The following is a 13,446-nucleotide window of genomic DNA, read 5'->3' as shown; positions in this document are numbered from 1 at the left end:
CTCAATAGTGCTGTGCGCCCGGGCTAGTAGCAAGAGGCAGCGGTTGGCCGATGCTCTCCCTGATGGAGGCCAGTAACACTGACACACCGCAGTAATTGGAAGGACACAAGTGGCTAACAACACTCGTGCTCGCCGTACCGCACGCCTCTCGCGTGCACTCGGCATTGCTCTGACCCCCAAGGCCGCCAAGTACATGGAGCGCCGTCCGTACGGCCCCGGTGAGCATGGCCGTGCCCGCAAGAAGCAGGACTCCGACTACGCCGTACGTCTGCGCGAAAAGCAGCGTCTGCGCGCCCAGTACGGCATCCGCGAAGCACAGATGACCCGTGCCTTCGAAGAAGCACGCCGCACCAAGGGCCTCACCGGTGAAAACCTGGTTGAGCTGCTCGAAATGCGTCTGGACGCCCTCGTGCTCCGTGCCGGTTTCGCCCGCACCATTGCACAGGCACGCCAGCTGGTTGTGCACCGCCACATCATGGTTGACGGCATCCGCGTGGACCGCCCGTCCTTCCGCGTTGGCGAAGGCCAGCTCATCCACGTTCACAGCCGCTCCGAGGTTATGCCCCCGTTCCAGGTGGCAGCTGCTGGCGCACACGTCCTCAACAACGTGCCGGCTTACCTGGACGTCAAGATCGAGTCTCTGCAGGCCCGCTTGGTTCGTCGCCCGAAGCGCTCCGAGGTCCCCGTGATCTGCGAAGAGCAGCTCGTCGTCGAATTCTACGCTCGCTAAATCCAAGCAGCGCATACAAAGAAGCCCGTGGCAAACGCCGCGGGCTTCTTTGTATGTAAGGTACCGGCCCAATGTAGGTAAGGTACTTGGGGAGGCCTTGGCCAAAGCCACAACGTGGCGGGTGCAAGGCAGCGCAACGATCCTAGGAGAAGAGTTCTATGTCTGGTGGCGACATCGCCGGCCTCATCGCAGCAGGAGTCTTTGCGCTCCTTGTCTTGCTGTTGGCCGTGCCCATCCTGAAGCTGGGCAGCGTCTTTGACGAGGTCCGCACCTCCATCCGTTCCATCAGCGACGGCGCAACGCCCCTGATGGACGAAGTGACCGCAACGGTCTCTACCACCAACCAGCAGTTGAAGAAGGTTGACGGTATCGCCTCCAACGTTTCCGACGCGTCGGCCAACATCTCTGCGCTGTCCTCGCTTGTGGCCGCAACAGTGGGTTCGCCACTGATCAAGGTGGCCGCCTTCAGCTATGGCGTCCGTTCCGCCTTCGCTGGCCGCCGGGCCCCTTCCTCAGGCCGTCGCAGCCGCTGAACAAGCAGCCGCCGAACAATCAGTAGCTGAACACAGGGAGACCAGAAACCCATGAAGAGAATCGTTTGGATGGGCATTGGCGTCGCAATCGGCGTCATCGCCTTCCGCAAGATCACCGAGGCGCAGGCAAACCTGGGCCCCGAAGGTTTGAACCGTGCCGTTGGCCGGATGGCTGACGGGCTGTTCGACTTCGCCGATGCAGTGCGGTCGGGCATGCACCAACGGGAAGAGGATCTCCGGGCCGCGCTCGGGATCGATGACGCCGCAGCAGGCGGACGGTAGCAGGAGCGGTTCGCTCCCAGGCCCTCAACAGGGCAGAATGGAAAGCTGCGGAACGGCACCAGCCGGTCCGCGCACATCGTGTGCAGTGAATTGAGAAGGGTAAGTATTCAGCTAATGAAGTCGCAGGAGATCACCAAGCGCTGGGTGGACTTTTTTGTCAGCAAGGGCCACACCGCCGTTCCCTCCGCGTCGCTCGTTTCCAGCGACCCGTCACTTCTCTTCACTGTGGCCGGAATGGTTCCCTTCATTCCTTACCTGACCGCACGCGAAGAGCCTCCCTACAAGCGTGCAACCAGCGTGCAGAAGTGCATCCGCACCGGAGACATTGAAGAAGTGGGCAAAACAGCCCGGCATGGAACGTTCTTCCAGATGTGCGGCAACTTCTCCTTCGGTGACTACTTCAAAGAAGACGCCATCAAGTTCGCCTTCGAACTGCTCACCACCAGCGTGGACGACGGCGGTTATGGACTTCCCGCCGAGCGCCTTTGGGTGACGGTCTACGAAGAGGACGACGAAGCCAAGGAACTGTGGCTCAAGAATACCGGCATCCCGGCTGAGCGCATCCAGCGCATGGGCAAGGCTGACAACTACTGGTCCACAGGCCAGCCCGGCCCCGCCGGCCCCTGCTCGGAGATCTACTACGACCGCGGCCCTGCCTACGGCATCGAGGGTGGACCCCTCGCCGATGAGACCCGGTACATCGAAATCTGGAACCTCGTGTTCATGCAGTACCAGATTGAGAACGTCCGCTCCAAGGTGGATTTCGACATCGTCGGCGAACTGCCACAGAAGAACATCGACACAGGCCTTGGCATGGAGCGCCTTGCGATGATCCTTCAGGGCGTCGAGAACATGTACGAGACGGACCAGGTCCGTCCTGTCATCGACAAAGCCGCCGAATTGTCGGGCCGTGAGTACACCTCCGCCGAGTCCCCGGACGATCCGCACCACACGGACGATGTCCGTATGCGCGTGGTGGGTGACCACATCCGTTCCGCCCTGATGCTGATCGCCGATGGCGTATCACCCTCCAACGAAGGCCGCGGCTACGTGCTGCGGCGCCTGATCCGCCGTGCTGTTCGCGCCATGCGCCTGCTGGGCGTCGAAAAGGCCTGCCTGCCGGACCTCCTTCCCGCCTCACGCGACGCCATGAAGGGTGTCTACCCGGTGGTGGAGACTGACTTTGCCCGTATCAGCCGCATCGCCTACGCCGAAGAGAAGGCGTTCCTGCGCACCATTGCTTCGGGTACGGCCCGTTTGGAGGACGCGGTGGCTGAGTCGAAGGCTGCCGGAGTTCCTTTGTCCGGCGCCGATGCCTTCGCCCTGCACGACACTTACGGCTTTCCGATTGACCTGACTCTGGAGATGGCGGAAGAGGCCGGCCTCAAGGTTGACGAGGCGGGCTTCCGTGCGCTCATGCTCGAACAGCGCCAGCGCGCACAGGCTGACGCCAAGGGCAAAAAGGGCGGCCACGCCGACCTCAGTGCCTACCAAGAGCTCCTCGGCAAGGGCGAGACCGTCTTCACGGGCTACGACGAACTTGAAGGCGAGGCTAAGGTTCGCGGCATCGTCAGCGGCGGCCGCGCGGTGGCGCACGCCTCCACCGGCGACGAAATCGAGCTCGTCCTCAACGAAACCCCGTTCTACGCCGAAGCGGGCGGCCAGTCCGCCGACACCGGCCTTATCACCGGCGATGGCTTCGTGGTGGAGGTCCTGGACGTCCAGCGTCCCATCAAGGGCCTGAGCGTGCACAAGGCAATCGTCCGCGAAGGTGAAATTGCTTCCGACGCGCTGGTTCGTGCCGCCGTCGACCGCGAACGCCGCCACGCAGCCGAGCAGGCACACACCGGTACGCACATCGTGCATGCCGCCCTGCACCAGATCCTGGGGCCGGAAGCCACGCAGCGCGGTTCGTACAACAAGGCCGGCTACCTCCGCTTCGACTTCGCCTGGGGTGAAGGCCTGAGCACGGCCACCCGCTCCGAAATCGAAGAGGTCTCCAACATCGCCATCCGGAACAACTTCCGCGTGGATACCAAGGTGATGGGACTGGCTGAGGCCAAGGCTTTGGGCGCCATGGCACTGTTCGGTGAGAACTACGGCAGTGAAGTGCGCGTGGTAGAGATCGACGGCGCGTGGTCCCGTGAGTTGTGCGGTGGCACGCACGTTTCCAACACGTCGCTGATCGGCAGCCTTTCCCTCCTCGGCGAGCAGTCCGTTGGTTCGGGAAACCGCCGTGTAGAGGCCTTCGTTGGTTTGGACGCATTCCGCCACCTGGCTGCCGAACGAGCTCTGGTGACTGAACTCACCGAACTCCTCAAGGTTCCGTCCGGACAACTTGCGGACCGCATCTCCAGCACCCTCAGCAAGCTCAAAGCCACGGAAAAGGAACTCGACCGCCTCCGCAAGGAACAGCTTGCTGCAGCGGCTGCGAATCTGGTGGGAACCGCAAAGGACGCTGCCGGCGTCCGCGTCATAGCCCACGACGCCGGCCAGGTCGGGGGAGCCGACGACCTCCGGAACCTTGCCTTGGACCTGCGCAGCCGCTTGGGCTCGGACGCTGCCACTGTGGCAGTGGCGGGTGTCAGCAACGATCGGCCCGTCATCCTCATCGCAACCAATGAAGCCGCCCGTGAAGCAGGCGTGAAAGCCGGGGCACTGGTCCGACTGGCCGCTGGGATCCTCGGCGGCGGCGGTGGCGGCAAGGACGACGTCGCCCAAGGCGGCGGCAGCGACGCTGGGAAGGTCCCTGAGGCCCTCACAGCGGTGGTTGATGCGATAGCCAAGCGCTGACGGTGGCTTCCAGTACTAACAGTGGCGTCTACCCCCAGGGCATCAAGCTGGGGGTAGACGTCGGTACCGTCAGAGTGGGCGTCGCCATCAGCGATCCCGACGGAATCCTGGCCACGCCGTTTAAGACAGTGGGGCGGGACGCGAAGAAAAATTCCGACATCCGTCTGGTGGTAAAGCACGCAGCGGATTTGCCGGCAGTGCAAATTTTCGTGGGCCTTCCGAGGACCATGAAAGGCGAGGAACGCGGGTCCGCGAGCATGGCCACCGAATACGCCGAGCTCCTTGTGGGTGAGCTGGTCCGGGCCGGTTTGGACATTCCCGTGAACCTCGTGGATGAGCGGCTTTCCACCGTGACGGCACACCGCAACCTGCATGAAGCTGGCATGAGCAGCAAGAACCACCGTAAAGTGGTTGATCAGGTTGCTGCTGCTGGAATACTTCAGCACGCGATCGACATGCAAAAAGCCAGAGGAACGGACGTTGGCCGCCGAGTGCAGGCACCGGTGCAGTCCGAAAAGCCCAGCAGTGCCCCAACGCTGCGGGCTGCCTCCGGCAGTGAACCCGATTCTTCTACGAGGGGACTGCAACTGTGAGCCCGGTCAACAACGACCCCTCCAGCGGTGCCGCCAGCGGCGGCATGCCGCTGACCCGCAAAGAGCTGCGGGCGCGGGAACGATTCCTCGCCACGCAGAACCACAACGTGGTACCCGTTCCCGAAGCGACTCCGGGGGAGGCTGCAGCCCCAGCCAATGTTGAGCCTGAACTGCCCCGTCCAGTGCCTGCTGTTCCCCCAACGCCCGCCGCACCACCGGTTCCGGTGGATCCGCCTGTTTCTCAAGGCAAGCCTGAACCTGAAGCTACGTCCGAGCCTGTTGCCAAGCCGGTGGTTGCTCCTCCGGTTCCTTCAGCCCAGCCTGTCTCTGCTGCGGTACCGGTTGTGGAGTCTCCTTCGGCCGCAGCGGCAACGGAGGAGCAGCATGCCGAGGTCCAGGTGGATGGTGTTGCTGCCCCCGAGGCCGGCACTCATGAAGACCATCTGGAACCTGAGCACATCGATGCTGAACAGGTCCATGCTGACCACGTCCACGCGGAACACGCGGAAGAGTCGGCCCATGGCGACCACTTCGAGGAGCACGACGCCCACTACGGCTTCGAGGCCCATGAAGAACTCCACGATGAGCTTCACCACGACGACCCCCATCACGTTTTGATTGCTCCCGTTGAAAATACGGCGTCCAAAGCCGCAGCCAAGAAGGCGCGTCGCCGCCGTCGGGTGCTTGCCCTCCTGATCACGCTGGGTGTCTTCGTAGCCGCCATAGCCATTGGCGCCCAATTCCTGAAGCCTTTGCTGGGCATGGATAAAGTCACCGACTACCCGGGGCCGGGTACCGGTTCTGTCAACATCACCGTGGCCGAAGGCTCCGGACCCAAGGTGGTTGCCACCACCCTGGTACAAAACGGAGTAGTGGCCGACGCCGATGCGTTCGTCAAGGAATTCCTCAGTGAGGGCGGTGAGCTGTCTCCCGGGGAATTCACGTTCCGTACCCAGATGAAGAACTCCGATGCCGTGGCCGTGCTGGTCAATAAGGATGCTTCCAAAGTCATGTACTTCGCCTTGAGCGCTGGACTGCGGATCAACGAGTCGTTGGAGGCGATCTCCAAGGGTTCGGGCATTCCCATGCAGGAACTCAACGCCCTCAATCAGGCGCCGGGGCAGTTTGGTGTCCCTGCCAAGGCCAAGAACCTTGAGGGTTTCCTGGCGCCCGGAGAGTATCGCTTTGCACTTGGTACACCGGCCAAGGACATCATCCAGAAGCTGGTGACCACCACACTGGACGAACTCAAGTCCCAGGGAATTACGGATTCCGCCAAGCAGTACGACACGGTCACCATTGCGAGCATCGTCCAGGCTGAAGGTGGGCAGGCGGACTACGGTAACGTGGCCGGCGCCATCTACAACAGGCTCAAGCCAAATAACGTGGAGACCAGCGGCCTGATTCAATCGGATGCCACGGTGACCTACGGACTGGGAAAGAAATCCTTCCACCTCACCGAGGAAGAGAAGGCCGATAAGTCCAACACGTACAACACCTACGCCAACGTTGGCTTGCCGGCCGGGCCCATTGGCTCACCGGGCAAGACCGCCATCGATGCAGCGGCCAAACCTACCCAGAACGAGTACCTCTACTGGGTGACCATCAACCTTGATACCAAGGAGACCAAGTTCTCCAAGACGCTGGCTGAGCACAACACGTACGTTGCCCAATACAACGCATGGTGCCAGGCCAACGCGGGACGGTGTGTGTGAGTCGTCGCGCCGCAGTCCTGGGGCACCCGATCTCGCACTCGAAATCGCCGGCACTGCACACTGCCGCCTACGCCAAACTGGGCGTTGACATCGAGTACTCAGCCATCGACGTTACGGAAGAGACGCTTCCGTCGTTCATGGAATCACTCCGTGGGGACCACTCCTGGTGCGGCCTGTCGGTGACCATGCCGCTGAAATCGGCCATGGTCAAAGAAGTGGATGAGGTCCGCGGCGCCGGCGCCCACTTGGGTGTCATCAATACTGTTGTGTTCGAGCACGACGGCGGGTTGGTGCGTCGCGTCGGGTACAACACCGATGTCGCCGGGATCGTTGAGTCGGTTCGCTATGCGGGCGTGGCTTCCACACCCCACGCGGCCATTCTTGGCGGCGGTGGTACGTCGGCTGCGGCTGTTGCAGCCGTCCAGGAACTCGGGACCCGCCACGTCGACGTTTTTGTTCGCGATGCCGGCCGTGCAGGGGACGCAGTAGCTGCTGCGGCCGCCGTCGGAATTTCCGTCACCGTCCGGCCACTGACGGAAGCTGCCGCTGCAGTGGCAGGAACGGAACTGGTGATCTCAACCTTCCCGCCCCGCGCCGCCGATGATTTGGCGGAACAGCTCGCAGCACTGCCGGGCACCGGCGCCGGTGTCCTCTTGGACGTTGCCTACGATCCCTGGCCAAGCCGCCTTGCCGAAGTGTGGCATGGCCATGGCGGAGCTGTGGTCCCGGGACTGGAGATGCTGATGTACCAGGCGGCCGAGCAGATCAGGCGCTTCAGCGGCTGTGACGTGGATGCCGCCGTCATAGATGTGATGTGCGACTCAGTCGGGCTTCCCCGGCGAGTGTTCTAGAGGCCTTACATGGCAGGATTGGTTATATGTTGCGTTGGTTGACTGCCGGTGAATCCCATGGTCCGGCACTGATCGGAATTGTTGAAGGCGTACCTGCTGGTGTTGAGCTCACCAGCGGGCAGATTCGTGACGCGTTGGCGCGTCGCCGCCTGGGTTATGGCCGTGGTGCCCGCATGAAGTTCGAGCAGGACGAGGTCACCATCATGGGTGGCGTCCGGCACGGGCTCACACAAGGTGGCCCGGTGGCCATCCAGGTTGGCAATACCGAGTGGCCCAAGTGGGAGCAGATCATGTCTGCTGACCCCGTGGACCCCGAGGTCCTCGCCGACCAGGCCCGCAACGCCCCTTTGACGCGTCCACGCCCAGGACATGCGGATTTCACGGGCATGCAGAAGTACGGCTTCGACGAAGCCCGACCGGTTCTTGAACGTGCCAGTGCGCGCGAGACCGCCACGCGTGTTGCCCTGGGTACCGTTGCTGCCCAGTTCCTGAAGCAACTCGGCGTCGAACTGGTGAGCCACACGGTGTCCATTGCCAGCGTCACAGTTCCCGAAGGCCGGCCACTGCCGTCGCCGAGGGACGTCATTGCCCTCGACGCTGATCCCTTGCGCTGTTTCGACCGCGAAACCTCCGACGCGATGGTTGCCGAGGTGGATGCCGCCCACAAGGAAGGCGAAACCCTCGGCGGTGTCGTTGAGGTCCTGGCCTACGGGCTGCCGCCGGGACTGGGCAGCTACGTGCACTGGGATCGTCGACTCGATTCGAGGCTGGCCGCTGCGCTGATGGGCATCCAGGCCATCAAGGCCGTTGAGGTCGGCGACGGCTTCCTTACGGCGGCCCGCCGCGGCTCCGCGGCCCACGATGAGATCCTCAAGGACGAGAACGGCAAGATCGTCCGCCAGACCAACCGGGCCGGCGGCATTGAAGGCGGCATGAGCATCGGCGAGGTCCTGCGTGTTCGCGCTGCCATGAAGCCCATCGCGACTGTACCGCGTGCCCTGCGCACCATTGATGTCAGCACGGGTGAGCCTGCCAAGGCCCACCACCAGCGTTCCGACGTCTGCGCGGTTCCTGCGGCAGGCGTTGTTGCCGAAGCCATGGTGGCGCTCGTTCTGGCCGAAGCCGTTGCCGAGAAGTTCGGTGGCGACTCCGTTGCTGAGACCCAGCGAAACCTGCAAAGCTACCTCGACAGCATCCCGGCCACCTTGGACTCGGTCGGCCGGTAGTGGTCCGCGCTATCCCGGATGGCTGCCCCAGCCGTCCCGTTGTCCTGGTGGGTCCCATGGCTGTTGGCAAGTCGGCCATTGGCCAGCAGTTGGCCCAGCAACTCGGTCTGCCGTTTGTGGACACCGACGCAGTAGTGGTTGCTGCCCACGGCAGCATCGCGGACATCTTTGCCGGGCGGGGAGAGCACGCCTTTCGCGAGATCGAAGCAAGGGCGGTGGCGAAGTCCATCGAGTCCGCCAAAGCACAGCCGGCCATCATCTCGTTGGGTGGAGGAGCAGTTCTCGACTCCGGCACGCAGCAGTTGCTGGGGGAATGCACTGTGGTTTATCTGGAATGCGACGCGGAAACCGTTGCAGACCGGATTGCGCGAAACACCGGCAGGCCGCTTTTGCAAGGCGACGCAATGACCCGATGGGAAGCCTTGTTTGCCACCAGGCGTCCCGTCTATGAACGACTCGCGGATATCGTCATGGACGTCCGTTCAGGATCCGTGGCGGAAATCGGCCTCCAGTTGGAGGAGCGGCTGCGCCAGCATGCAGCCTTGAAAGAGGAAGTTGAAAAGTGAGCAACGAAGCAACTGTCATCAAGGTGACCGGCCAGTCAGCCAATGAGAACTACGACGTCGTGGTGGGCCGTGGCCTTCTGGGAACGCTGCCTGACAAACTCGGCGAGCGTGTCCGACGCGTTCTGGTCATCCACCCCCGTGCTCTGCGGTTGACCGGGGATACCGTCCGTGATGAGCTCGACGCTGCCGGATTCACGGCGCTCACAGCCGAAATTCCGGACGCGGAGGAAGGCAAGCACATCCAGGTTGCCGCATTCTGCTGGCAGGTGCTGGGTCAGAACGATTTCACCCGATCGGATGCCATCGTGGCTGTCGGTGGCGGTGCGGTCACCGACCTCGCGGGATTCGTGGCAGCGACGTGGCTTCGTGGCGTCAAGGTCATCCACATGCCCACGAGCCTCTTGGGCATGGTTGATGCCTCGGTGGGGGGCAAGACCGGCATCAACACCGCGGAGGGCAAAAACCTTGTGGGGTCGTTCCACCCGCCCGCCGCAGTCTTGGCCGACCTTGACACCCTGCAGACGCTGCCAAAGAACGAGCTCATTTCCGGCATGGCAGAAGTCATCAAGTGCGGATTCATCGCTGATCCCGCAATCCTTGACCTGGTGGAGAAGAACACCGACGCCGTGATGGACCCGGGGTCGGAAGTGGTCCGCGAGCTCATTGAGCGCGCCATCACGGTGAAGGCTGACGTCGTTTCCCAGGACCTCAAGGAGTCCGGCCTGAGGGAGATCCTGAACTACGGCCACACCTTGGGCCACGCCATCGAACTCGTGGAACGCTATTCGTGGCGCCACGGTGCCGCGGTCTCGGTGGGCATGATGTTTGCCGCTGAGCTGTCACGCAGCGTGGGCCGGTTGTCGGATACCGATGCGGATCGGCACCGCACCATACTGGAAAGCCTGGGCCTTCCCATCACGTACCGCAGGGACCGATGGCAGGGTTTGCTGGACGGCATGCGCCGCGACAAGAAATCCCGCGGTGACTTGCTCCGCTTCGTTGTCCTCGATGGCGTGGCCAAGCCAGGCATTCTGGACGTTCCCGATACCTCCCTGTTGTTTGCCGCCTACCAGGAGATCGCATCATGACGGTCGCCGTTCGTGAAGGCGTGAGCGACTGGCCGACAGCCGGCTTCCCTGGGGTCCGGATGAACCCGGACACCTTGTTGCCTGTGGTCGTCAACGAGGAGGTCATGGAGACCGCGCTTGCGGCCTCGGAAGACCCTGCTGATCGAATTATGGCGCTCCTGCTGGAGAACCAGCCCAAGGAAGCGGCCGAACTCCTGGCCGAAGCCCGCTACAAGGATCCCGAGTCGTTCCGGCTCCGGATCTTCGAAGCTGAGGTCCATCGTGCAACCAACCGCCTGGACCGTGCAGTGCAGTTGTTCCGACACCTGCTGCACGAGGTCCAGGGGAGTTCCAAGGAAGCCATCGTCCGCCAGTATCTGGGGCGCGCGTATTTCGTGAGCGGAAATGCGTTGGCGGCATCAGAAGAGTTCGCCAAAGCGCTGGACCTTCGGGTGGCAATGGCCGCCGATGCCGCGCTGATTTACTCTTCCGCTGTGGCCCTGCAGCGTGCCCGGGATGTCATGGAAGTCGCTTCCTGAACGCTGCGGAAATTGCCACTCGCGAGGGTTCGGCTCATTTGCCGGTAGAATGGTTCTTGGATTTTTGATAAATACGCGCTGGCGCGCCGAATGGCACGCCTGCTTGGCATAGACAGCTGGCAGCTAGAACCAGTGCGATTAACCAGAGGATACGAGTGGCAACCACAAACGACATCAAGAACGGGACCGTACTGAAGCTCGAGGGCCAGCTCTGGAACATCATCGAGTTCCAGCACGTCAAGCCGGGCAAGGGCGGCGCCTTCGTCCGCACCAAAATGCGCAACGTCATGTCCGGCAAGGTGGTGGACAAGACCTTCAACGCCGGCCTGAAGATTGAAACCGCAACGGTTGACCGCCGCGACTACCAGTACCTGTACCAGGATGGCGAAGACTTCGTCTTCATGGACACCCAGGACTACGACCAGATCACCGTCTCCGGTGCAACCGTCGGCGACGCCACCAACTTTATGCTCGAGAACCAGATGGTGAATATCGCCATCCACGAGGGCACCCCGCTGTACATTGAACTTCCCCCGAGCGTCGTTCTGGAAATCACCTACACTGAGCCGGGCCTTCAGGGCGACCGGTCCTCGGCAGGCACCAAGCCGGCCACCGTTGAAACCGGCTACGAGATCCAGGTTCCGCTGTTCGTTGAGCAGGGCACCAAGGTCAAGGTAGACACCCGCGATGGCAGCTACCTGGGCCGGGTCAACGACTAGTGAGCGCACGCGGTAAAGCCCGTAGCAGGGCACTCGAAGTACTTTTCGAGGCGGAGCAACGTTCCGTTTCTGCCTTTGACGCGATGACAGCGCGCCGGGAGAAGACAGACTTGGTCATCAACCCGTACACGGTGGAAATCGTGGAAGGCGTTGTTTCCATGCAGGCAACCATCGACGAGTTCCTGCAGACGTACGCCCAAGGCTGGACGTTGGAGCGGATGCCGTCCGTGGACCGCATCATTCTCCGTATCGGTGCGTGGGAACTCCTTTACAACGACGAAGTCCCGGACGGTGTGGCAGTGAGCGAAGCTGTAGCCCTCGCCAAGACGATGTCCACTGATGAGTCTCCAGCGTTCATCAACGGACTGCTTGGGCGCCTTCAGAAGCTCAAGCCGTCACTGCTCGCCTAGGCGGCAACCACTTCGGTATTTGAACACAGAGGACCCGCTTCCCCAGGAAACTGAGGGGGCGGGTCCTTTTGCCTCATGCGAGGACTGCCGACCTGAGCGCCGGGATGGTGCGGAGATGTTCCAGTTCGTCGTGTTGGTGAACCTGGATGTCGCGGCCACTGAGGATGCGTTGCCGCGTAAAGGCCAAGGCGGTGGCTTCCTTGATGAAGGCTTTCATCTGGGCGCCCCGGCCCCGCGCCGACGCCCAGCGAAGTGCCTGCCTTCTTCCCCTGGAGGTGGCCAGCATTTCCACTTCCGCCGGCGTGAACCAACCCGCCCGGGCATACTCAAGCAGCCGTTGGCGGGTGAGCTTTCCCTCGGCAACGCGAAGCAAGATGATGCCGACAGCTGCGACCAGGAAGATCGGCACCTGGACCACAAAATACTCCACCAGGAAGTTCTGGCCCATGCTGTTCCAGCGGTTGTGCAGGAACATCGCGGGCAGCAAACCGATGAAAAAGGCCAGGACGGCATACCCTGAGTGCCATTTCCGGGCAGCAAAGCCCATGATCAGGCCGGTTGTCCCGGTGAACACCGCGTGGGCGAAGGGCGACATGACGCCTCGAAGAATAAAGATGCGAACCAGGTCGGTGCCGGGATCAGTCGATGACGCGATTTCTCTGCCGAAGTAGAGGATGTTCTCTGTGAAGGCGAACCCGGCAGCGATGGTGAAGGCGAACACCACGCCGTCCACGGGACCATCGAAGTACTTCCGCGCGGCCAGGATCAGCACCAGAAGGCCCAAGGACTTGGTGAATTCCTCCACGATCGGTGCCTGTACCGTGGCCATGAAATAGGTAAAGGCTTCCTCGCTGGTTGTGGGCGCGGCAAGCGCGAAGAGGGGTTGGATCAGGAGTGTTCCGGCTATGGAGACGGCGGCCCCCCACGTAAAGGCAAACCACAGGAGACGCTTTGGCTCAGGCTCCCAACGATCAATAAGGCGCACCGTCAACAGCACTACGGTCAATGGAATCAGCGAAGCAATGAAACCGATCACGAAACCGGTGATGCCGGTATTGCCGAGGAGGAAGGGAACCACCAACAGCAAGCTGCCCAGGGCCAGTACTCCACCTACGATCAACAGCGGGAGTGTTCCCCACGTCCGGCGGCCTGCCGGCGCCGGTGGCACAGCCCATGTCTGCTGGGGAAGCGACGTGGGATTTCCGGGGGCTGGTTGGTAGTTTCCCGGCTGCACGCGGCCGATCCACGTGGGGTTGGCGCCAGGCTCCAGATATGGTCGCGGATACGGGTGCCCGCCGGGCTGGCCGTGGTGGTTCGTGCTCATGGGCAAGAGCCTATTCCACGGCAGCGGGTGTGAGCTTAAACTCACCTCCCACCTTGGCGCTGGTCGCGGTGGCCAGTGGCCGCTGTGGTAGCTTGGAA

General features: G+C 62.3%; 14 protein-coding genes. 13 read left to right on the top strand and 1 reads right to left on the bottom strand.

The genetic code is table 11. The annotated features are described in order from the left end of the window. The first annotated feature begins 109 nt into the window (after positions 1 to 109). The 13 genes from rpsD to nusB all read left to right on the top strand — a co-directional run bounded on the left by rpsD (position 110) and on the right by nusB (position 12,024). A complete protein-coding gene (rpsD, locus tag ACR30Z_RS13580) occupies positions 110 to 730 on the top strand; it encodes a 30S ribosomal protein S4 (RefSeq protein WP_144648391.1) in 621 nt (206 codons plus the stop codon). Positions 731 to 888: 158 nt separating this feature from the next. Further along, positions 889 to 1,263 carry a DUF948 domain-containing protein gene (locus tag ACR30Z_RS13575; protein ID WP_144648390.1) on the top strand — a complete coding sequence of 125 codons (375 nt, stop codon included), beginning with the start codon at positions 889 to 891 and terminating at the stop codon, positions 1,261 to 1,263. A 51-nt stretch (positions 1,264 to 1,314) separates the two neighbouring features. After that, positions 1,315 to 1,545, top strand: coding sequence for a hypothetical protein (locus ACR30Z_RS13570; protein ID WP_208759929.1), 231 nt, complete (start codon positions 1,315 to 1,317; stop codon positions 1,543 to 1,545). Positions 1,546 to 1,659: 114 nt separating this feature from the next. Beyond that, positions 1,660 to 4,338: an alanine--tRNA ligase gene (alaS, locus tag ACR30Z_RS13565; protein ID WP_434373051.1), complete on the top strand. Its 2,679-nt coding sequence runs from the start codon at positions 1,660 to 1,662 to the stop codon at positions 4,336 to 4,338. A gap of 2 nt (positions 4,339 to 4,340) precedes the next feature. Next, complete coding sequence (ruvX, locus tag ACR30Z_RS13560; protein WP_144648388.1) at positions 4,341 to 4,931, top strand: Holliday junction resolvase RuvX; 591 nt, start codon at positions 4,341 to 4,343, stop codon at positions 4,929 to 4,931. After that, positions 4,928 to 6,646 (top strand): endolytic transglycosylase MltG, encoded by a 1,719-nt coding sequence (gene mltG, locus ACR30Z_RS13555; RefSeq protein WP_434373050.1) that lies wholly within the window; start codon positions 4,928 to 4,930, stop codon positions 6,644 to 6,646. The genes ruvX and mltG overlap by 4 nt, the downstream gene beginning before the upstream one ends. After that, on the top strand, positions 6,643 to 7,497 hold the full coding sequence (locus ACR30Z_RS13550) for a shikimate dehydrogenase (protein ID WP_144648386.1): 855 nt from the start codon (positions 6,643 to 6,645) through the stop codon (positions 7,495 to 7,497). The genes mltG and ACR30Z_RS13550 overlap by 4 nt, the downstream gene beginning before the upstream one ends. A gap of 26 nt (positions 7,498 to 7,523) precedes the next feature. Next, positions 7,524 to 8,723, top strand: coding sequence for a chorismate synthase (gene aroC / locus ACR30Z_RS13545; RefSeq protein ID WP_434373049.1), 1,200 nt, complete (start codon positions 7,524 to 7,526; stop codon positions 8,721 to 8,723). Further along, positions 8,723 to 9,289 carry a shikimate kinase gene (locus ACR30Z_RS13540; RefSeq protein WP_434373048.1) on the top strand — a complete coding sequence of 189 codons (567 nt, stop codon included), beginning with the start codon at positions 8,723 to 8,725 and terminating at the stop codon, positions 9,287 to 9,289. The genes aroC and ACR30Z_RS13540 overlap by 1 nt, the downstream gene beginning before the upstream one ends. After that, the gene (aroB, locus tag ACR30Z_RS13535) at positions 9,286 to 10,377 is read left to right on the top strand and encodes a 3-dehydroquinate synthase (RefSeq protein ID WP_144648383.1); all 1,092 of its coding nucleotides are present in this window, start codon (positions 9,286 to 9,288) and stop codon (positions 10,375 to 10,377) included. Before ACR30Z_RS13540 ends, aroB begins: the two co-directional genes overlap by 4 nt. Next, on the top strand, positions 10,374 to 10,895 hold the full coding sequence (locus ACR30Z_RS13530) for a tetratricopeptide repeat protein (protein WP_434373047.1): 522 nt from the start codon (positions 10,374 to 10,376) through the stop codon (positions 10,893 to 10,895). Before aroB ends, ACR30Z_RS13530 begins: the two co-directional genes overlap by 4 nt. A gap of 155 nt (positions 10,896 to 11,050) precedes the next feature. Continuing rightward, complete coding sequence (gene efp / locus ACR30Z_RS13525; protein ID WP_011774957.1) at positions 11,051 to 11,614, top strand: elongation factor P; 564 nt, start codon at positions 11,051 to 11,053, stop codon at positions 11,612 to 11,614. Beyond that, positions 11,614 to 12,024, top strand: a complete 411-nt coding sequence (gene nusB, locus ACR30Z_RS13520) for a transcription antitermination factor NusB (RefSeq protein WP_011774956.1) — start codon at positions 11,614 to 11,616, stop codon at positions 12,022 to 12,024. The genes efp and nusB overlap by 1 nt, the downstream gene beginning before the upstream one ends. Positions 12,025 to 12,097: 73 nt before the next feature. Here nusB and ACR30Z_RS13515 read toward each other — a convergent pair whose 3' ends face one another. After that, entirely contained in the window at positions 12,098 to 13,393 is a 1,296-nt protein-coding gene (locus tag ACR30Z_RS13515; RefSeq protein ID WP_434373046.1) for a PrsW family glutamic-type intramembrane protease, read from the bottom strand. Positions 13,394 to 13,446 lie beyond the last annotated feature (53 nt).

Origin of the sequence: Paenarthrobacter sp. FR1 (assembly GCF_051106045.1) — a bacterium.
GTDB lineage: Bacteria > Actinomycetota > Actinomycetes > Actinomycetales > Micrococcaceae > Arthrobacter > Arthrobacter nitroguajacolicus_A.
The sequence above is the reverse complement of the archived record's forward strand: the minus strand, read 5'-3'. Positions and strand labels throughout refer to the sequence as shown.